Annotated in this window: 17 protein-coding genes; 14 read left to right on the top strand and 3 right to left on the bottom strand. The window is 63.0% G+C overall.

The window, feature by feature from the left end:
* The first annotated feature begins 7 nt into the window (after nucleotides 1-7).
* The 13 genes from AC3IP0_RS26620 to madM all read left to right on the top strand — a co-directional run bounded on the left by AC3IP0_RS26620 (nucleotide 8) and on the right by madM (nucleotide 16543).
* Nucleotides 8-547, top strand: coding sequence for a chemotaxis protein CheW (locus tag AC3IP0_RS26620; RefSeq protein ID WP_489326251.1), 540 nt, complete (start codon nucleotides 8-10; stop codon nucleotides 545-547).
* Nucleotides 548-612: 65 nt separating this feature from the next.
* Entirely contained in the window at nucleotides 613-2673 is a 2061-nt protein-coding gene (locus AC3IP0_RS26615; RefSeq protein ID WP_489326249.1) for a methyl-accepting chemotaxis protein, read from the top strand.
* A 37-nt stretch (nucleotides 2674-2710) separates the two neighbouring features.
* The gene (locus AC3IP0_RS26610; RefSeq protein WP_489317539.1) at nucleotides 2711-8617 is read left to right on the top strand and encodes an Hpt domain-containing protein; all 5907 of its coding nucleotides are present in this window, start codon (nucleotides 2711-2713) and stop codon (nucleotides 8615-8617) included.
* Complete coding sequence (locus AC3IP0_RS26605) at nucleotides 8610-9068, top strand: chemotaxis protein CheW (protein ID WP_489317538.1); 459 nt, start codon at nucleotides 8610-8612, stop codon at nucleotides 9066-9068. Before AC3IP0_RS26610 ends, AC3IP0_RS26605 begins: the two co-directional genes overlap by 8 nt.
* Nucleotides 9069-9284: 216 nt before the next feature.
* The gene (gene mdcA / locus AC3IP0_RS26600; RefSeq protein ID WP_008001151.1) at nucleotides 9285-10955 is read left to right on the top strand and encodes a malonate decarboxylase subunit alpha; all 1671 of its coding nucleotides are present in this window, start codon (nucleotides 9285-9287) and stop codon (nucleotides 10953-10955) included.
* Nucleotides 10955-11830, top strand: a complete 876-nt coding sequence (locus AC3IP0_RS26595) for a triphosphoribosyl-dephospho-CoA synthase (protein WP_489317537.1) — start codon at nucleotides 10955-10957, stop codon at nucleotides 11828-11830. Before mdcA ends, AC3IP0_RS26595 begins: the two co-directional genes overlap by 1 nt.
* Nucleotides 11830-12129 carry a malonate decarboxylase subunit delta gene (locus tag AC3IP0_RS26590; protein WP_007975424.1) on the top strand — a complete coding sequence of 100 codons (300 nt, stop codon included), beginning with the start codon at nucleotides 11830-11832 and terminating at the stop codon, nucleotides 12127-12129. Before AC3IP0_RS26595 ends, AC3IP0_RS26590 begins: the two co-directional genes overlap by 1 nt.
* Nucleotides 12122-12973 carry a biotin-independent malonate decarboxylase subunit beta gene (locus tag AC3IP0_RS26585; RefSeq protein ID WP_489317536.1) on the top strand — a complete coding sequence of 284 codons (852 nt, stop codon included), beginning with the start codon at nucleotides 12122-12124 and terminating at the stop codon, nucleotides 12971-12973. The genes AC3IP0_RS26590 and AC3IP0_RS26585 overlap by 8 nt, the downstream gene beginning before the upstream one ends.
* The gene (gene mdcE, locus AC3IP0_RS26580) at nucleotides 12970-13773 is read left to right on the top strand and encodes a biotin-independent malonate decarboxylase subunit gamma (protein ID WP_489326247.1); all 804 of its coding nucleotides are present in this window, start codon (nucleotides 12970-12972) and stop codon (nucleotides 13771-13773) included. The genes AC3IP0_RS26585 and mdcE overlap by 4 nt, the downstream gene beginning before the upstream one ends.
* A complete protein-coding gene (locus AC3IP0_RS26575; protein WP_489317534.1) occupies nucleotides 13767-14387 on the top strand; it encodes a malonate decarboxylase holo-ACP synthase in 621 nt (206 codons plus the stop codon). The genes mdcE and AC3IP0_RS26575 overlap by 7 nt, the downstream gene beginning before the upstream one ends.
* Complete coding sequence (gene mdcH / locus AC3IP0_RS26570) at nucleotides 14384-15295, top strand: malonate decarboxylase subunit epsilon (RefSeq protein ID WP_489317533.1); 912 nt, start codon at nucleotides 14384-14386, stop codon at nucleotides 15293-15295. Before AC3IP0_RS26575 ends, mdcH begins: the two co-directional genes overlap by 4 nt.
* A gap of 65 nt (nucleotides 15296-15360) precedes the next feature.
* The gene (madL, locus tag AC3IP0_RS26565; RefSeq protein WP_489317532.1) at nucleotides 15361-15777 is read left to right on the top strand and encodes a malonate transporter subunit MadL; all 417 of its coding nucleotides are present in this window, start codon (nucleotides 15361-15363) and stop codon (nucleotides 15775-15777) included.
* Between the two features lies 1 nt (nucleotide 15778).
* Nucleotides 15779-16543: a malonate transporter subunit MadM gene (madM, locus tag AC3IP0_RS26560; RefSeq protein ID WP_150672072.1), complete on the top strand. Its 765-nt coding sequence runs from the start codon at nucleotides 15779-15781 to the stop codon at nucleotides 16541-16543.
* 126 nt (nucleotides 16544-16669) lie between these two features.
* On the opposite strand, the gene AC3IP0_RS26555 is transcribed toward madM, so the two are convergent.
* Nucleotides 16670-17584 (bottom strand): LysR family transcriptional regulator, encoded by a 915-nt coding sequence (locus AC3IP0_RS26555; protein WP_489317531.1) that lies wholly within the window; start codon nucleotides 17582-17584, stop codon nucleotides 16670-16672.
* A gap of 131 nt (nucleotides 17585-17715) precedes the next feature.
* Between AC3IP0_RS26555 and trhA the strand changes: the two genes are divergently transcribed.
* On the top strand, nucleotides 17716-18333 hold the full coding sequence (gene trhA / locus AC3IP0_RS26550; RefSeq protein WP_489326245.1) for a PAQR family membrane homeostasis protein TrhA: 618 nt from the start codon (nucleotides 17716-17718) through the stop codon (nucleotides 18331-18333).
* Between the two features lie 114 nt (nucleotides 18334-18447).
* Here trhA and AC3IP0_RS26545 read toward each other — a convergent pair whose 3' ends face one another.
* Both AC3IP0_RS26545 and AC3IP0_RS26540 read right to left on the bottom strand, forming a co-directional pair.
* Complete coding sequence (locus AC3IP0_RS26545) at nucleotides 18448-19167, bottom strand: 16S rRNA (uracil(1498)-N(3))-methyltransferase (RefSeq protein ID WP_489317529.1); 720 nt, start codon at nucleotides 19165-19167, stop codon at nucleotides 18448-18450.
* An 81-nt stretch (nucleotides 19168-19248) separates the two neighbouring features.
* On the bottom strand, nucleotides 19249-20655 hold the full coding sequence (locus tag AC3IP0_RS26540; RefSeq protein WP_489326243.1) for an adenosylmethionine--8-amino-7-oxononanoate transaminase: 1407 nt from the start codon (nucleotides 20653-20655) through the stop codon (nucleotides 19249-19251).
* Nucleotides 20656-20791 lie beyond the last annotated feature (136 nt).

Genomic DNA, 20791 nt, shown 5'->3' with positions numbered 1-20791 from the left:
TCAGGTCATGAACGGGTCGCTGACGGCTTTCGAGCTGCTGCTGCAAATCGACCAGCGCTGTCGTCTGCTGGCGGCGGACTTGCCGTCCCAGCCGGCCCGGCGGGACAGCTGGAGCGGCATCGGCTTTCGCCTGGGCGAACACTGGTATGTCGCGCCCATGAGCGAAGTCAGCGAAGTCCTGCACGAGCCGCGCTCCACTCAGTTGCCGGGGGTCAAACCCTGGGTCAGGGGTGTCGCCAACCTGCGCGGGCGTTTGCTGCCGGTCATGGACTTGTGCGGCTTCTTCGGGCATGAACTTTCGGCGGCGCGCCGACAGCGGCGGGTGTTGGTGGTGGAACATGAAGAGGTGTTTGCCGGGTTGCTGGTCGATGAAGTCTTCGGCCTCCAGCACTTTGCCCAGGACAGCCTGGAGCCGGTGCCGGCAGACGAGTTGAAGGGGCCGGTGGCGGCGTTCGTCAAAGGCCGGTTTCAGCGCGAGCAGTGCTGGCAGGTGTTCAGCCCGTTTGCGTTGACGCAGTCCCAGGGGTTCATGAACGTCGCGGTGTAACCGGAACAACAGAGATCCAATGTGGGAGCGGGCAGGCCCGGAAATGGGTTAACAGGCGAGGACCGATGATAAAAGCAAAAGCAGGCAAGCCAATGGAAGGGTCGCGCAGCCGGTCGCAGATTATCGTGCTGTTCATCGCGCTGATCGTCTTCATCATGCTGCTGTTCGCCAACTTCGCGTACTTCAACACCCAGGCTATCTACGACAAGCAGTACATCGGCCACGCTGGCGAACTGCGCGTGCTGTCCCAGCGGATCGCCAAGAACGCCACCGAAGCCGCCGCCGGCAAGGCTGCCGCGTTCAAGTTGCTCAGCGATGCGCGCAACGATTTTGCCCGGCGCTGGGGTTATCTGAAGAAGGGTGACCCGGTCACCGGCCTGCCGCCAGCCCCCGCCACCGTGCGTCCAGAGATGCGTGCGGTGCAACAGGACTGGGAACGCCTGCTGAAAAACACCGATGCGATTCTCTCCAGCGAGCAAACCGTACTGTCGCTGCATCAGGTCGCCGCGACCCTGGCCGAAACCGTGCCGCAGTTGCAGGTCGAGTACGAGAAAGTCGTCGAGATACTCCTGCAGCGGGGCGCCCCGGCGGCCCAGGTGGCCTTGGCCCAGCGCCAATCGCTGCTGGCCGAGCGGATCCTCGGCGCGGTCAACACGGTGTTGGCCGGCGACGAAAATTCACAGCAGGCCGCCGATGCGTTCGGACGTGACGCGACGCAGTTCGGCAAGGTGCTCAACGGCATGCTCCAGGGCGACCCGGCGCTCAAGGTCAGCCAGGTCGAAGACCGGGACGCCCGTACGCGACTCGCGGAAATCTCCGAGCTGTTCGAGTTCGTCTCGGGCTCGGTGGACGAGATCCTCGAAACCTCGCCGGAGCTGTTCAAGGTCCGCGAATCGGCCTCGAACATTTTCAGCCTGTCGCAAACCCTGCTCGACGAAGCCTCACACCTGGCCAGCGGTTTCGAAAACATGGTCGGCGGGCGCACCACCGATACCATAGGCGGTTATGTGCTGGGCTTGTTGGCGCTGACTTCGATCATCCTGATCGGCATGGTGATGGTGCGCGAAACCAATCGTCAGTTGCGCGAAACCGCCGAGAAAAACGAGCGTAACCAGAACGCGATCATGCGCCTGCTCGACGAGATCGAAGACCTGGCCGACGGCGACCTCACGGTGACGGCCTCGGTGACCGAAGACTTTACCGGCACCATCGCCGACTCGATCAATTACTCCGTCGACCAGTTGCGCGATCTGGTCGCGACCATCAACCTCACTGCCGGCCAGGTGGCCGCCGCCGTGCAGGAAACCCAGGCCACCGCCATGCACCTGGCCCAGGCGTCGGAACATCAGGCCCAGCAGATTTCCGAAGCGTCGATGGCGATCAACGACATGGCCGAGTCCATCGACCAGGTGTCGGCCAACGCGGCGGAATCTTCGGCGGTTGCCGAACGCTCGGTGGAGATCGCCAACAAGGGCAACGAGGTGGTGCACAACACCATCCACGGCATGGACAACATTCGCGAACAGATTCAGGACACCGCCAAGCGCATCAAGCGCCTTGGCGAGTCTTCACAGGAAATCGGCGACATTGTCAGCCTGATCGATGACATTGCCGACCAGACCAACATCCTGGCCCTCAACGCGGCCATCCAGGCATCCATGGCCGGTGACGCCGGCCGCGGTTTCGCCGTGGTCGCCGATGAAGTGCAGCGCCTGGCCGAGCGCTCGTCCGCCGCCACCCGGCAGATCGAAACCCTGGTGCGGGCGATCCAGACCGACACCAACGAAGCGGTCATCTCCATGGAGCAGACGACGACCGAAGTGGTGCGCGGCGCTCGTCTGGCGCAGGATGCCGGTGTGGCCCTGGAAGAAATCGAAGGCGTCTCCAAGACGCTCGCGGCGTTGATCCAGAGCATTTCCAATGCGGCGCAACAGCAGACGTCGTCGGCCGGTCAGATTTCCCTGACGATGAACGTGATCCAGCAGATCACCTCGCAGACGTCGTCGGGTTCCACCGCCACGGCCGACAGCATCGGTAACCTGGCGAAAATGGCCAGTCAGTTGCGTCGTTCGGTGTCCGGCTTCACCTTGCCGGATGCCAAGGCGCAGGTTGTGGACAAAGCTTGAACCGCCCATGGGTATCTGAATTGTGATTGGAGTGGTTATGGGTGATCGGCACGACTATGTGGCCCTCGAGTGGGTCAAGGGCGAGATTGCCGAAACGCTGAAACAGGCTCATCACGCGATTGAGAACCTGCTCGATGACCCGCAGGCGACCCAAGCGCTGGATGCAAGCCTTTCGTGCATCCATCAGGTCCATGGCAGTTTGCAGATGGTCGAGTTCTACGGCGCGGCGTTGCTCGCCGAAGAAATGGAACAACTGGCCATGGCCTTGCAGGGCAACCGTGTCAGCCATCGCGACGAGGCGTTGCACCTGTTGATGCAGGCCCTCGGGCAGCTGCCGATCTACCTCGACCGGGTGCAAGGCGCGCGTCGTGACTTGCCGCTGGTGGTGTTGCCCTTGATCAACGATCTGCGTAGCGCCCGGGGCGAAAGCCTGCTGTCGGAAACCAGCCTGTTCAGCCCGCAATTGCCCGAGTTGCCAGTGTTGGACGCACAAACGCTGGCGCAACTGGAACCGGCCGAATTGCCAAGTGTGCTGCGCAAGCTGCGGCAGATGTTGCAAATGGCGCTGGTCGGGTTCTTGCGTGAACAGGACAACGACACCAACCTCGATTACCTGGCCAAGGTCTTCACCCACCTCGAAGCACTGTGCGCCAATGCCCCCCTGAGCCCGTTATGGCAGGTGGCATCGGCGCTGGTCGAAGGCATGCAGGGCGGTGCGATCGCCAACAGCCCGGCCTTGCGCAGCCTGTTCAAGGAGGCCGACAAGGAACTCAAGCGGCTGCTCGAACAAGGCATGCCCGGTATCAATCAACCGGCCCCGCCGGAGCTGCTCAAGAGTTTGCTGTTCTACATTGCCAAGGCCGAACATCCCACCGGGCAGATGCTGACCATGAAAGAACGCTACTCACTGGACGACGCGCTACCCGACAGCGCGATGGTCGATGAAGAACGCGCGCGGCTGGCCGGGCCCGACCGTGACGCCATGCGCTCGGTGCTGGCGGCTCTGTGCGAAGAGCTGGTGCGGGTCAAGGAACGCCTTGACCTGTTCGTGCGCAGTGACCGCCAACACACCTCCGACCTCGACAGCCTGCTGGCGCCGCTGCGGCAAATCGCCGACACCCTGGCGGTGCTGGGTTTCGGTCAGCCGCGCAAGGTGATCATCGATCAACTGGCGGTGGTGCTCAGCCTCGCTCAGGGCCAGCGCGAACCCAACGATGCGATCCTCATGGACGTTGCCGGGGCCTTGCTGTACGTCGAAGCGACGCTGGCCGGCATGGTCGGTACCGTCGAGCCGGAGAGCCAGGACGACAACCGCCTGCCGACCACCGACCTGACGCAGATCCACCAGATCGTGATCAAGGAGGCCCGCATCTGTTTGCAGCAGGCCAGGGACATGATCGTCGACTACATCGACGCCGATTGGGACCGCCAGCATTTGCAGGCGCTGCCGGCCTTGCTGACCCAGGTGCGCGGGGCGCTGGCGATGATTCCCTTGAGCCGGGCGGCGAGCCTGGTCGAAACCTGCAATCACTTTATTCGCGAGCACCTGTTGCTCGAGCCGGGTCAACCGGGCTGGCAGGAACTGGACAGCCTGGCCGACGTGATCACCAGCATCGAGTACTACCTCGAACGCCTCAGCGATGACCCGCAAGCGCAGGGTGAAAACCTGCTTGATGTCGCGGAAAAAAGCCTGGCGAGCCTCGGGTTTTTCCCCAGTGAGCAGCATGTGCCCGTGCTGGATGATGTGCTCAACCCGAGCGATGCACAGGTCATGCAGATGATGCAGGAACTGGAAGATCCACAGGTCGTCCAGACCTTGGCCGATGTGCTCGCCAGCCCGGTTTCGAGCCTGAACCCGCCCGCGCTGAACACCCCGGGCAGCCTGCTGCCGCCACCCTCGGGCGAAGAGCCGGTGGACGAGGAACTGCGCGAAGTGTTCCTCGAAGAAACCGACGAAGTCCTGGAAATCCTGCGCGAGTACTTGCCGCGCTGGTCGGTCAACCCTGACAACCGTTCGGCCCTGGGTGAGCTGCGCCGCGCCTTCCATACCCTCAAGGGCAGTGGCCGCATGGTGCGTGCTCTGGTGCTGGGCGAGCTGGCCTGGGCCGTGGAAAACCTGCTCAACCGCGTACTGGAAAACAGCGTGGAGCCGGGCGCCACGGTGCAGCAACTGATCGGCGATGTGCTGCATCTGCTGCCGGAACTGGTGGCCGAATACGCCGCCAATGCCCAGCGTCAGCGCAACGATGTCGATCAGTTGGCCGCCCGCGCCCATGCCCTGGCCAAGGGCGATGAGCCGGTGTCCGATGAGGATACGCAAGATGTCGCGGCCCTCGATCCGCTGTTGCTGGAGATCTTTCGCAAAGAGGCCGAAACCCACTTGGGCAGCCTCAATCGCTTCCTTGATCAGGCCGCCGAACATGTGCCGTTGCAGGCCAACGACGAATTGCAGCGCGCCTTGCACACCCTCAAGGGCAGTGCCTACATGGCCGGCGTGTTGCCGATTGCCGAGCTGGCCGCACCACTGGATCAACTGGCCCGGGAATACAAGGCGCACCTGCTCGCGCTGGATCTGGATGAAGTCGAATTGCTGCTGGAAGCTGAAGGGCTGTTTCGTCTTGGCTTGCGCCAGCTCAAGACAGATCCGCTGGCGGAAATTCCCGGTGCCCGGGGTTTGACCGAACGCGCCAGGGCGCTGCTGGCCGAGCGCCTGGAAAACCTCCTGAGCACACCGAACACCGGGCTTCGGATCAAGCGCGACCCGCAACTGATCAACAACTTCCTCGCCCAGGGCATGGACATCCTGCTGGACGCTGAAAGCCTGCTGCAGCGTTGGCAGCAACACCCCGGCGAACGTCAGGAGCTCAGCGCGCTGCTGGACGAATTGACCACCCTCGGCGAAGGCGCCCATTTGGCCGACCTGCACCCGGTGGATGAATTGTGCGAAGCGTTGCTCGACCTGTACGGTGCCGTGGAAGAAAGCAGCCTGGCGGTCAGCGAGCGGTTTTTCCATGAGGCACAGGCTGCCCACGAAGCGCTGATCAACATGCTCGACGAACTGGCCGCCGGCCAGGAAGTCAGCCCGCAGCCGCAGCGGATCAGGGCCTTGCGCGAGCTGCTCGACGAGAGCCTTGATCCCTCGGCCATGGGCCTGATCCGCAGCGATGGCAGCCGGAGCCTGAGCATCCGTGAATTGGGTACGGCCACCGCCGAGCTTGAGCAGAGTGCGACGGCGCCGGGGCTGGACGATGAGATCGTCGCGATCTTCCTTGAAGAAGCGGTGGATATCCTCGAAAGCGCAGGCCAGGCCTTGCAGCGCTGGTTGCGCGACTCGGACAACGCCGCGCCGCTGTCGTCCCTGCAACGGGATTTGCACACTCTCGAAGGTGGCGCGCGCATGGCCGAGGTCGGGCCGGTCGGCGATCTGGCCCATGAACTGGAAAGCCTTTACCAGGGCCTGGTGGATCGTCGTTATGCCTTCAGCGATTCACTGGCGGTGCTGCTCAAACAGTGCCATGAGCGACTGGCGTTGTACCTCGAACAGTTGCAGCTCAACCAGCCGCTGGACGATTCCCGTGAGCTGATCAAAGCCATTCGTGCCTACCGTCAAGGTCATGCGGGTATCGCCGAGTCCGTCCGGCAGGCGACCGGCAACGACGCGGCTGCGCACGATCCGGAATTGCTGGAGATCTTCCTCGAGGAAGGTTTCGACATCATCGAAAGCTCCGGGGCGGCGCTGGCACGCTGGCAGGCCCAGCCTTCGAGTCGTCAGGAAGTGGAAACCCTGCTGCGCGACCTGCACACCCTCAAGGGTGGCGCGCGCATGGTGGAAATCGCCGCGATTGGCGATCTGGCCCATGAACTGGAGTTCCTCTACGAAGGCCTGTCCACCGGCGTGCTGCAACCGACGGAGCCGTTGTTCGCGCTGTTGCAGCGCAGCCATGACCGCCTGGCGCAGATGCTCGATGCGGCCCGCGCCGGTGAGCCGATGCCACCGGCCGACCGTTTGATCGATGCGATCAAGAACTTCAGCCACCCGGCCGTGCCTGAAGCGCCCGCGCCGGTTGCGACACCGGCCACGCCCAAGGCCGAACCGCTGACGCCGCCGTCCGATGCCGGCGCGGACATGGTCAAGGTCTCGGCGGAACTGCTCGACGATCTGGTCAACCTGGCCGGTGAGACCTCGATCTTCCGTGGCCGGATCGAACAGCAGGTCAACGATGCGCACATCGCCTTGAATGAGATGGAGACCACCATCGAGCGGATGCGCGACCAGTTGCGCCGCCTCGATACCGAGACTCAGGGGCGGATCCTCAGCCGCCAGCAAGTCGATGCCGAACGCCTGGGCTACGAGGAATTCGACCCGCTGGAAATGGACCGCCACTCACAGTTGCAGCAATTGTCACGGGCGCTGTTCGAATCGGCCTCTGACTTGCTCGACCTCAAGGAAACCCTCGAGCGACGCAATCACGACACGGAAAACCTGCTGCAACAGCAGGGCCGCATCAACACCGAACTGCAGGAAGGCCTGATGCGCACGCGCATGGTGCCGTTCGAACGCATGCTCCCGCGTTTGCAGCGCATCGTCCGGCAGGTGTCCAGCGAACTGGGCAAGGACGTGGACTTCATCGTCGACAACGCCGAAGGCGAGATGGACCGCAACGTTCTCGAACGCATGGCCGCGCCGCTGGAACACATGCTGCGCAACGCCGTCGACCATGGCCTGGAGTCCGTCGAAGTGCGGCTGGCGGCGGGGAAACCGGCCAAGGGCAAGATCACCCTCGATCTGTTGCGCGAAGGCGGCGACATCATTTTCGACATCCGCGACGACGGCGCCGGTGTGCCGCTGGACGCGGTGCGGCGCAAGGCGATCAAGCGCGGCCTGCTCGCCCCGGACAGCGTCATCAGTGATCACGACGTGTTGCAGTTCATCCTGCAACCGGGGTTTTCCACCGCCGAAAAAATCACCCAGATCTCCGGGCGCGGCGTCGGCATGGACGTGGTGCACGAAGAGGTGCGGCAACTGGGCGGCACCATGAGTATCGACTCGGTGCCGGGGCAGGGCGTGCATTTCCGCATTCGCCTGCCGTTTACCGTATCGGTCAACCGGGCGCTGATGGTGCAGTGCGGTGAGGACCAATACGCGATCCCGCTGAATACCATCGACGGCATCGTTCGCGTCCTGCCCAATGAACTCGAAGGCTATTTCCGTTTCGATTCGCCAACCTACGAATACGCCGGACAACGTTACGAGCTGTGCTACCTGGGTGAGTTGCTGAAAACCAGCCCGCGTCCGAAGCTGTTGGGCCAGAGCCTGCCATTGCCGGTGTTGCTGGTGCAGTGCAACGAACGGCACATCGCGGTGCTGGTGGATGCCATGGCCGGCACTCGCGAAATCGTGGTCAAGAGCCTGGGGCCGCAGTTTGCGGCGGTGCAAGGGGTGTCCGGGGCGACGATTCTCGGGGACGGCCGGGTGGTGCTGATTCTGGATTTGCTGGCGCCGATCCGCGCCATGCAGGCCCGTGTACCCCAGCGTCCGCCGGGGCAAGAGATCGAGGCCGAACCGCAGCGCCCGCTGCTGGTGATGGTGGTCGACGACTCGGTCACCGTGCGCAAGGTCACCAGCCGCTTGCTCGAACGCCATGGCATGAACGTGCTGACCGCCAAGGACGGAGTCGATGCCATGCTGCTGCTGGAAGAGCACATGCCCGACCTGATGCTGCTGGACATCGAGATGCCGCGCATGGATGGCTTCGAAGTCGCGACCCAGGTGCGCAACGACGAACGCCTGCAACACCTGCCGATCATCATGATCACCTCCCGCACCGGGCAGAAACACCGCGACCGCGCCATGGCCATCGGCGTCAACGACTACCTGGGCAAGCCGTACCAGGAATCGGTGCTGCTCGAAAGCATCGCCTTGTGGAGCAAGACCCATGCTTGAACACCGCACCAGCAACCTCACCGGCCTGCTGCTGCCGTTGGCCGACCGCAACCTGCTCCTGCCCAACGTCGCCGTTGCCGAGCTGATCGATTACCAGCAGCCGGGGACCTTCGATCTCGACACACCGCCGTGGTACCTGGGCCTGGTGGCGTGGCGCGACCGGCAGATTCCGCTGCTGAGTTTCGAGTCGGCATGCGCGCAGAAAATCGTCATCGGCGAACGCGCGCGGATCGTCATTCTCAACGCCCTCGGCGGGCGCCCCGAGCTGAAATTCATCGCACTGCTGGTGCAGGGGATTCCGCGCTCCTGCAAGCTCGATAGCCAGTTGAGTTATGTGGATGTGCCGTTGTGTTCGCTGGAACAGGCGGCGGTGCAGGTGGGCGAGCAGGTGGCGAAGGTGCCGGATTTGTTGGCGCTGGAGGCGTTGTTGGTGGATGCCGGGCTCGCCTGAAGGGCCCCATCGCGAGCAAGCTCGCTCCCACAGTGGATCTGCTGTGCACACAAAACCCTTGTGGGAGCGAGCTTGCTCGCGATGGCGTCTTGCGCGTCGACGAAAATCTCAACTCTAACCATTAACCTGAGCGTAACGATCCGCCACTCTGCTTGATTGATACACCCACCCAACACTCCTAAGGTGACCCCACGACAGCGAACCCGTGGAGTGGTCATGACAACAACAATATCCCCCGACTCGCGATGGACGCGGCGGCGCAGCGAAAAGCAGCGGCGCCTCGAGCTGGTGCGAGGTCTTGCCGACGGTGTGGTGTTGCCCACCGACAACATCGTCGCGGCGCTCGAAGCGCTGATCCTGCCCGGCGACCGTGTGGTGCTCGAAGGCAACAACCAGAAGCAGGCGGATTTCCTCTCGCGTTCCCTGGCCAAGGCCGACCCCGCGAAGCTGCATGACCTGCACATGATCATGCCCAGCGTCGGGCGCTCCGAGCACCTGGACCTGTTCGAACGCGGCATCGCCCGCAAGCTCGACTTCTCTTTCGCCGGTACCCAAAGCCTGCGCATCAGCCAGTTGCTCGAAGACGGCCTGCTGGAAGTCGGTGCGATCCACACCTACATCGAACTCTATGCACGCCTTGTAGTGGACCTGATTCCCAACGTCGTGCTCTCGGCCGGTTTCATGGCCGACCGCGCCGGCAACATCTACACCGGGCCGAGCACCGAAGACACCCCGGCACTGATCGAACCGGCGGCCTTCAGCGACGGCATCGTCATCGTCCAGGTCAACCAGTTGGTGGACGACGTCAGCGACCTGCCGCGGGTAGACATTCCCGCCTCCTGGGTCGACTTCGTGGTGGTGGCCGACAAGCCGTTCTACATCGAGCCGCTGTTTACCCGTGACCCTCGGCACATCAAGCCCGTGCACGTGCTGATGGCGATGATGGCGATCCGCGGCATCTACGAAAAACACAACGTGCAATCCCTCAACCACGGTATCGGTTTCAATACCGCTGCCATCGAACTGATTCTGCCGACCTACGGCGAGTCCCTCGGCCTCAAAGGCAAGATCTGCCGCAACTGGACGCTCAACCCGCACCCGACCCTGATTCCAGCCATCGAAAGCGGCTGGGTCGAAAGCGTGCATTGCTTCGGCACCGAGCTGGGGATGGAGAACTACATTGCGGCGCGGCCGGATGTGTTTTTCACCGGGCGCGACGGCTCCCTGCGTTCCAATCGGATGTTCAGCCAACTGGCCGGGCAATACGCCGTGGACCTGTTCATCGGCGCGACTTTGCAAGTCGATGGCGACGGGCATTCTTCCACCGTGACTCGCGGACGCCTGGCCGGTTTCGGCGGGGCACCGAACATGGGCCACGACCCGCGCGGTCGCCGTCACGGCACGCCGGCCTGGCTCGATATGCGTAATACCGATGTGGCCGAGCCGATGCTCGAGCGTGGCAAAAAGCTCGTGGTGCAGATGGTCGAAACCTTCCAGGAGGGTGGCAAACCGACTTTCGTTGAAACCCTCGATGCGGTCGATGTGGCGAAAAAAAGCGGCATGCCACTGGCGCCGATCATGGTCTACGGCGACGACGTGACCCACTTGTTGACCGAAGAAGGCATCGCCTACCTGTACAAGGCGCGCTCGCTGGAAGAACGCCAGGCGATGATCGCCGCCGTCGCCGGGGTGACTGCCATCGGCCTGCGCCACAACCCCAAAGACACTGCACGCATGCGCCGTGAAGGCCTGATCGCCCTGCCCGAAGACCTCGGCATCCGCCGCACCGACGCCACTCGCGAGTTGCTCGCGGCGAAAAGCGTGGCCGATCTGGTGGAGTGGTCCGGTGGCCTCTACAACCCGCCCGCCAAGTTCAGGAGCTGGTAATGCACGCACTTAACCTGCAACCAAAAAACCTGAGCCTGGCCGAACGGCTGGCGGACCTGGCGGTGGACGCGCTGATCGACGAGGCTGATCTGTCGCCAAAACCGGCACTGGTCGACCGTCGCGGCAATGGCGCCCACACCGATTTGCACTTGGGGCTGATGCACGCATCGGCGCTGTCCTTGTGGTCGGCCTTTAAAGAAATGGCGGAAGCCGCCATCGAGTTCGGCGAGATCGGCTTGCCCCTGCGCGAAGCCGTGGGCCGCATCGGTCGCGAAGGTGAGCAAGCCATGCTCGACACCACCGGCGGCGTGAACACCCATCGCGGGGCGATCTGGGCCTTGGGCTTGCTGATCACTGCCGCGGCGCTGGAACCTCAATCCTGCAGCGCCAATAGCGTGGCGTTACGGGCTGCGCGGTTGGCCCTGCTCGACGACCGTTTTGCACCACGTCCGCTCAGTCACGGTGCGCAAGTCGCCCAACGCTACGGCGCTCGCGGTGCCCGTGAAGAAGCGCAACTGGGTTTTCCGGCGGTGACCCAACGTGCTCTGCCACAACTGCTGCGCAGCCGCGCCGCCGGTCATGGCGAACAGAACGCCCGGCTCGATGCGCTGCTGGCGATCATGACGAATCTGGCCGACACCTGCGTGCTTTACCGTGCCGGTGAAGAAGGCCTGAACACCATGCAACGGGGCGCCCGGGCGGTGCTCGATGCGGGCGGCAGTGCCAGCCTCGGCGGACGTCGCCGCCTGCATGAGCTGGACCAACAACTCATCGCGTTGAATGCCTCGCCCGGCGGCGCTGCGGACCTGCTCGCAGCCTGCCTGTTCATCGACCGTATCGCGTCTGGCGACGGCCTCATCCAGGGAGCTTTTTGATGGAAACCTTATCCTTTGAATTCCCCGCCGGGCAGCCGCCACGCGGTCGCACCCTGGTGGGTTGTGTCGGCTCGGGTGATCTGGAAGTGCTGATCGAACCGGGTCAGGCCGGCAAGCTGACGATCAATGTGCAGACCTCGGTCAATGGCAGCGAACAACGCTGGCAGCATCTGTTCGCACGGATGTTCGACGGTCAGACGCCGCCGGCCATGGATATCGATATCCACGATTTCGGCGCGACACCCGGCGTGGTGCGCTTGCGTCTGGAACAAGGCTTCGAGGAGATCGGCCATGACTGACAGCGCATCCCTGCTCAACAAGCACAGCTTCGTCGAACTCGGTGCCCGGCAACGGGCCAAGGCGTTGCTCGACGCCGGCACCTTCCGCGAACTGCTCGACCCCTTTCAACGGATCATGTCGCCGTGGCTGTCACGCCAGGGCGTGGTGCCGCAAGCCGACGACGGCGTGGTGATCGCCAAGGGCAATCTCGATGGTTTGCCGGTGGTGATCGCGGCCATCGAAGGGGCGTTCCAGGGCGGCAGCCTCGGTGAAGTCGGCGGGGCAAAAATTGCCGGCGCACTGGAGCTGGCCGCCGAAGACAACCGCAACGGCATCCCGACCTGCGCCGTGCTGCTGCTGGAAACCGGCGGCGTGCGCTTGCAGGAAGCCAACCTCGGCCTGGCGGCCATTGCCGACATCCACGCGGCGATTGTCGATTTGCAGCAGTACCAACCCGTGGTCGGTGTGGTGGCGGGCAGCGTCGGTTGCTTTGGCGGCATGTCGATTGCCGCCGGGTTGTGCAGCTATCTGTTGGTGACCCAGGAGGCGCGACTGGGCCTGAACGGTCCGCAGGTGATCGAGCAGGAAGCCGGACTCGAGGAATACGACTCCCGCGACCGGCCCTTCATCTGGAGCCTGACCGGTGGCGAGCAGCGCTTCGCCAGTGGCCTGGTGGATCGCTATGTTGCCGACGACGTGGCGCAGATTCGCCAGCAGGTCGGCGAGTTGCTCAAGCAGGGTTTGCCTGAACAACCGCGCAGCCGTCAGGCGGAGTTGTTCCTGCAACGCCTGGCGCGTCTGGACGCCGAGCCGCAAATCGAACCGTCAGTGGTTCGCGATCTGTACCAAGGAGAACGCCCATGAGTTCGTATTCCCTGCGAGGCTTGAATTGGTTCAACGCCTTGAGTGCCGGGGCGAAAGCGGTCGAGGGTTTGCCGGCTTCGCTGAAGGTCGCGGACGGTTCGCTGGGTGATCAGCCTGTGCGTTTCATCGCGGTGGTGGCCGACCCGGAAAACCGCTTCGTCCGTGCCCGCAACGGCGAGGTGGGTTTGCTCGAAGGCTGGGGCCTGGCCAAGGCCGTGGATGAAGTCATCGCCGCCGATCAGGACAAGACACGCAAACGCGCCCTGATCGCCATCGTCGACGTGCCGAGCCAGGCTTACGGTCGACGGGAGGAAGCCCTCGGTATTCATCAGGCGCTGGCCGCTGCGGCGGACAGTTATGCCCGTGCCCGTCTGGCCGGTCATGCGGTGATCGGCTTGCTGGTGGGCAAGGCGATGTCCGGGGCGTTTCTGGCCCACGGCTATCAGGCCAACCGCTTGATCGCCCTGCGCGATCCGGGGGTGATGGTGCACGCCATGGGCAAGGTTTCGGCGGCGCGGGTGACCTTGCGCAGCGTCGAAGAGCTCGAAGCCCTGGCTGCCAGTGTGCCGCCGATGGCCTATGACATCGACAGCTATGCCAGCCTCGGGCTGCTGTGGGAAACCTTGTCGGTGGAACAGATCGAGCAGCCGACCGCGGCGGATCTGACGCGGGTGACCGAGTGCCTGCATCAGGCGATTGGCGATGTGGCCGTCGCTGGCCGTGATCTGAGCGGTCGCCTGGGGGCGGCCAATCGGGCGGCGTCGAGCAAGGTTCGCCAATTGCTGAGAGCGCAGTGGTGAGCACGCTACTGGCTCACGACCTGCTGTGGGGCATGACCCCGCAGCAGTTGCCGGCGGATGCGCCTGCCTGGGTGGTCGAGTCGATCAGTGCCGGCCAGCCGGTGGTGGTCCGTCGCGCCTTGAGCGCGGCGGGGCAGGTGGCGGTGGGCGTGCGCGGGCCGTTGCGCGAACAGCGATTTGCGGCGCTGATGGACGTCGCTGCCATCACGCGGCGGGTGCGGCCGGAAGAGCTGTGCCATGTTCAAGGCCCGCGCGATTTCCCGGCACTGCGGGCCTTGGCGCAATTGCGCTCGCACCTCGATGACAGTGGTTGGGTCTGGGGTGTCAGCGGCAGCGCCGGGTTCGAGTTGGCCAGTGGATTTGCCGCCTTGCACGAGGGCAGTGACCTCGACCTGATCCTGCGTACGCCACGTCCGTTGAGTCGTGTCGACGCCCAGGCGTTGGTGGCTGTTCTTGATGCCGCCGTGTGCCGCGTGGACCTGCAATTGCAGACACCGTCGGGCGCCGTTGCCTTGCGCGAATGGGCCGGTGCTTCGTCGCGGGTCCTATTAAAAAGTGCCACTCAGGCCTGCCTGGTCACTGATCCGTGGAATCCGCAGGAGCAAGCCGCGTGAGCCGCATGCTGGTGTTCCCCGGCCAGGGCGCGCAACAACCCGGGATGCTGGCGCGTTTGCCTCGGGAAATGCTGAACGAGGCGAGCGACCTGCTCGGTGAAGATGTGACGCAGCTGGATTCTGCCGAGGCGTTGCAGTCGACAAGGGCGGTGCAGCTTTGCCTGCTGATCGCCGGTGTCGCCGCTTCACGCCAGTTGGGCTTGACCCCAGACTACGTGGCCGGCTTGTCGATCGGTGCTTACCCGGCAGCGGTGGTGGCCGGCGCCCTGGGTTTCAGCGATGCGTTGCATCTGGTCAGTTTGCGCGGTGAGCTGATGCAGCAGGCTTATCCACAGGGCTACGGCATGACCGCGATCATCGGTCTGGACCTGGCCACGGTGGAAAGATTGCTGGCCCAGGTGCACAGCGCAGAAATGCCGGTTTATCTGGCCAACATCAACGCCGATAACCAGGTGGTGATTGCCGGTAGCGACGCGGCGATGAAAGCGGTGGCCGAGATGGCGAAAGGTTGCGGAGCTGGCTTGGCCAAGCGTCTGGCAGTGAGCGTGCCGTCCCATTGCCCATTACTTGAGGCACCCGCACAACGGTTGGCCGAAGCCTTCGCCAAGGTGTCGCTGCAAACTCCGAAGATCGGTTACCTGAGCGGCAGTCGCGCGCGTCCGCTGATCAAGCCTGAAGCCTTGCGTGACGACCTGGCCTTCAACATGTGCCGCATCGTCGATTGGCGCGGCACGGTACAAAGCGCCTACGAGCGCGGCGTACGTCTACAGATCGAACTGCCGCCTGGTGCGGTGCTGACCGGGCTGGCGCGCCGGGTGTTCGAGCAGGGTACCGTGATTGCCTTCGACGGTGCCCGCCTCGATACCTTGCAGGCGCTGATGCGTGAGGAGGGAAGCCGTCACTCCTAGATCATCCGACTTAAGGCTTCGAACAACAAAAACAACATTCGAAACGCACATTGAGGATTACAACAATGATTATTTACGGTGTGGCGCTGTTGGCGATCTGTACGCTGGCAGGGGTGATCATGGGTGACATGCTCGGTGTGTTGCTGGGGGTGAAGTCAAACGTCGGCGGTGTCGGGATCGCGATGATCCTGCTGATATGCGCACGGTTGTGGATGCACAGGCGTGGTGGCATGACCAAGGATTGCGAGCTGGGCGTCGCCTTCTGGGGCGCGATGTACATTCCGGTGGTGGTGGCGATGGCGGCGCAACAAAACGTGGTCACGGCGCTGCATGGTGGTCCGGTGGCGGTGTTGGCGGCGATCGGTTCGGTGGTGATCTGCGGCTGCACCATTGCCCTGATCAGCCGGACCCACAAAGGCGAACCCTTGCCCGATGAACCGGTGGATGTAACGTCGGTTGGCGCACCGGCAGGAGGTCGCTGATATGTGGGATCTCATCAAGAACGGTCTGGAACACAACGGTCTGGTCACCGCATTCGCCTTTGTCGGCGTGATCATGTGGGTGTCAGTGGTGATCTCCAAGCGCCTGACCTTCGGGCGCATCCACGGCTCGGCGATTGCCATCGTCATCGGCCTGGTACTGGCCTGGGTCGGCGGCACGATGACCGGCGGGCAAAAAGGCCTGGCGGACTTGACGCTGTTTTCCGGCATCGGGTTGATGGGCGGCGCCATGCTGCGGGACTTCGCCATCGTCGCCACAGCATTTGAAGTGCAGGCCACGGAAGCGAGAAAGGCGGGTTTGATTGGCGTGATCGCGCTGCTGTTGGGCACGGTGCTGCCGTTCATTGTCGGCGCGTGCATGGCCTGGGCTTTCGGTTACCGCGATGCGGTGAGCATGACCACCATTGGCGCCGGTGCGGTGACTTACATCGTCGGGCCGGTGACCGGCGCGGCCATTGGCGCGACCTCGGATGTGATGGCGCTGTCGATTGCCACGGGATTGATCAAGGCGATTCTGGTGATGGTCGGCACGCCGATGGCGGCGCGCTGGATGGGCCTGGATAACCCGCGCTCGGCGATGGTGTTCGGCGGGCTGGCCGGGACGGTCAGTGGCGTGACCGCAGGCTTGGCGGCAACGGATCGGCGCCTGGTGCCTTATGGTGCGTTGACCGCGACCTTCCATACCGGGCTGGGCTGCTTGTTGGGGCCTTCGTTGTTGTATTTCATTGTTCGCGGGATTGTCGGCTAGGTTCAGGGGCTGAGTTGTCGGGTCTGACGCTTTCGCGAGCAAGTCGGATCGCCGCACCGCCGCTCCCACATTTGGAATGCGGTCGAATGTGGGAGCGGGCTTGCTCGCGAAGGGTGCGACTCGGTTTCAAGCCTGCCGATTGGCATACATCCGACACTCCGCCAGCAACGCCAGCAGATTCGGATCACGCTCCTTGGCCTTCAGGAACACCAGGCCAATGTGCTGCTGCAACCGGTACTTTTCCTGCAACGGGATCAGCTTTACCCGGTTCTCGTACACCGCCGCAATCCGCCCCGGCAGCAACGCATAACCGACGCCCGAACTGACCATGCTCAGCAGGGTGAAGATGTCGTTGACCTGCATCGCCACCTTCGGCTCGAACCCTGCCTGCTCGAATACCCGCTTGCCGTCCTGATGGGTGGCGAAGCCCTGGGTCAGGGTGATGAAGGTTTCGTCGCGGACCTCGGCCAGGTCGACTTCGGTTCGCTGGGCAAACTTGGAGTCGGCGGGCGTGGCGAGGAAGATATCGTCGGAAAACAGCGGGATCTGCTCGCAATCCGGATCGTTGACACTCTCGTCCAGCGACACCAGGGCCGCATCGACTTCCATGTTCTTGAGCTTGTAGAGCAGGTCGATGTTGGAGCCCAGAATCAGGTCGATGTTGAGCTCGCTGCGGCGGATCTTCAAACCCATGATCAGCTGCGGCACGGTCTTCACCGTCAGTGAATACAGTGAGCCGAGTTTGAAGCGTTCGGCGGAGAATCCGGCGGCTTCGCGGGTCAGGCGCACGCTTTCGACGACATCCTGAATCAGCTTCTGCGCCCGCTCTTCCAGCACATAAGCGCTTTCCAGCGGCGTCAGGCTGCGGCCTTCGTGCTTGAACAAGGGGCAGCGCAGGGCGCTTTCCAGGGAATGGATCGCCCGATGCACGCTAACGTTGCTGGTCTGCAACTCGGCAGCGGCCCGCGCCAGGTTGCCGGTGCGCATGAAGGCCAGGAACACCTCGAGTTTTTTCAGGGTCAACTCTTCATCGATCAGCATGGGGCGGACTCTTTTTGGAATGACTCGATTGTGCCCAATTACGCCGGGCCCGTCGTACAGAAACATTGCGCTTTTACGCTTCAAGCCTGAGCCTTGCGCTCTGCGGCAATGAAATTCGAGGTGAGCAACGCATGTATCACGGGGAAAGACTGAACGCCTGGACGCATCTGGTCGGGGCCGTGGCGGCGTTTATCGGTGGGGTGTGGCTGATTGTGCTGGCCAGTCTCGACGGCAGCCCGTGGAAGATTGTCAGCATGGCGATCTACGCCTTTACCTTGCTGGTGCTCTACAGCGCATCGACCGTGTACCACAGCGTGCGCGGGCGCAAGAAAGCGATCATGCAGAAGGTCGATCACTTTTCGATCTATCTGTTGATCGCCGGCAGCTACACGCCGTTCTGCCTGGTGACCCTGCGCGGGCCATGGGGCTGGACGTTGTTCGGGATTGTCTGGGGACTGGCGCTGATCGGCATACTGCAAGAGATCAAGCCGCATTCGGAAGCGCGGATTCTGTCGATCGTGATTTATGCGGTGATGGGCTGGATCGTGCTGGTGGCGGTCAAGCCGCTGCTCGCGGCGCTGGGCCCCGCCGGGTTTGCGTGGCTGGCATCAGGCGGGGTGCTGTACACCGTGGGGATTATCTTTTTTGCCCTCGATCATCGCCTGCGCCATGCCCACGGGATCTGGCATCTGTTCGTGATCGCCGGGAGCCTGCTTCACTTTGTGGCGATCTTCTTTTATGTCCTTTAGACCGAGTCGCTGCCATTCGCGAGCAAGCCCGCTCCCACAGTTGATCGGCGCCGAACAAAACTATTGTCTTCACTGGAAATCTACTGTGGGAGCGGGCTTGCTCGCGAAGGCGGACTAGAAGTCACCCCAAAGCTGCTGGGCCACGGCCAATGCCACTACCGGCGCAGTCTCAGTGCGCAATACCCGTGGACCGAGGCGGGCGGCATGGAAGCCGCTGGCCTTGGCCTGATCGACTTCGGCATCGGACAAACCACCCTCCGGACCGATCAGGAATGCCAGGCTTGAAGGTTTGGCATGGCTCACCAGCGGCTCAGCCACCGGATGCAGCACCAGCTTCAACTCGGCCTGCGTCTGCTTCAACCAGTCGGCCAACAACAGCGGCGGATGAATCACCGGCACTCGCGAGCGACCGCACTGTTCGCATGCGCTGATCGCCACCTGGCGCCAGTGCAGCAGGCGTTTGTCGGCGCGCTCGTCCTTGAGCCGGACTTCGCAGCGCTCGGTGAAGATCGGGGTGATTTCAGTGACGCCCAGTTCCGTGGCTTTCTGGATCGCCCAGTCCATGCGTTCGCCCCGGGACAGGCCCTGGCCGAGATGGATTTGCAGCGACGATTCCACCTGCCCGGCAAAGCTTTCATCGATCTGCACCACGACGCGCTTTTTGCCGACGTCGACCAGCCTGGCGCGAAACTCCTGGCCCGAACCGTCGAACAACTGCAACGCATCGCCCTCGGCCATGCGCAGCACGCGGCTGATGTAATGGGCCTGGGCTTCGGGCAACTCGTGTTCGCCGATGCTCAGGGGGGCGTCGATAAAGAAGCGGGACAGTCTCATGCTGGGTCTCTAAAAATTGGATCGGAATCGCATTTGTGGCGAGGGAGCAAGCTCCCTCGCCACAGGGAACTGCAACAAGCATCAACCCGGATCACGAAACCCCGGATGGAAGTCCTTCGGCACTGCCACGCTGATGCTGTCACGGGTCGCAATGTCGATCCCTTCGCTGGCCACTTCGGCAAGGAAGTCGATCTGCTCCGGGGTAATCACATACGGCGGCAGGAAATACACCACGCTGCCCAATGGGCGCAGTAAAGCACCGCGCTCAAGGGCGTGCTGGAACACCTTCAGGCCACGACGTTCCTGCCATGGGTAAGCTTCCTTGGTGGCCTTGTCCTTGACCATCTCGATGGCCAGCACCATGCCGGTCTGGCGCACTTCGGACACGTTCGGGTGGTCGACCAGATGCGCCGTCGACGAAGCCATGCGCTGCGCCAGGGCCTTGTTGTTCTCGATGACGTTGTCTTCTTCGAAAATATCCAGGGTCGCCAGGGCCGCCGCGCACGCCAGCGGGTTGCCGGTGTAGCTGTGGGAGTGCAGGAAAGCGCGCAGGGTCGGGTAGTCGTCGTAGAACGCGCTGTAGACTTCGTCTGTGGTCAGGCACGCCGCCAGCGGCAGATAACCGCCGGTCAGGGCCTTGGACAGACACAGGAAATCAGGGCGGATGCCGGCCTGTTCGCAGGCGAACATCGTCCCGGTGCGGCCGAAGCCGACGGCGATTTCGTCGTGAATCAGGTGCACGCCGTAGCGGTCGCAAGCTTCTCGCAGCAGCTTGAGGTACACCGGGTGGTACATGCGCATGCCGCCGGCGCCCTGGATCAGCGGCTCGACGATCACCGCCGCGACCGTGTCGTGGTTTTCGGCCAGGGTCTGCTCTATGGCCGCGAACATGTTGCGCGAGTGCTCTTCCCAGCTCATGCCTTCGGGGCGCAGGTAGCAGTCCGGGCTCGGCACCTTGATGGTGTCCATCAACAGCGCTTTGTAGGTCTCGGTGAACAGCGGCACGTCGCCCACCGACATCGCCGCCATGGTTTCGCCGTGGTAGCTGTTGGTCAGGGTGACGAAGCGCTTTTTGTTCGGCTGACCGCGATTGAGCCAGTAATGAAAGCTCATTTTCAGCGCGACTTCGATGCAGGACGAGCCGTTATCGGCGTAGAAGCACCGGGTCAGGCCTTCCGGTGTCATCTTCACCAGGCGTTCGGACAACTCGATCACCGGTTGATGACTGAAGCCGGCAAGGATCACATGTTCGAGCTGGTCGACCTGGTCTTTAATGCGCTGGTTGATCCGCGGGTTGGCGTGGCCGAACACGTTGACCCACCAGGAGCTGACCGCATCGAGGTAGCGCTTGCCTTCGAAGTCTTCCAGCCACACGCCTTCCCCGCGCTTGATCGGGATCAGCGGCAGTTTTTCGTGATCTTTCATCTGGGTGCAGGGATGCCACAACACGGCGAGATCGCGTTGCATCCACTGATTATTCAGGCCCATTTTCACTCTCCTGGAGGCGGTCCGAGACAAGCGCGGACAAACAATGGCGCAAGCCTATGCAATGCGTGCCACGGGGACAACCCATTGTGTCGAATGAGCTACTTTGTACAGGCCGATAGACGTTGCTGGCGGGCGT

The organism is Pseudomonas sp. GL_103 (genome assembly GCF_057835175.1).
Note: the sequence above shows the minus strand (reverse complement) of the source record. Positions and strands in the feature narration are given on the sequence as shown.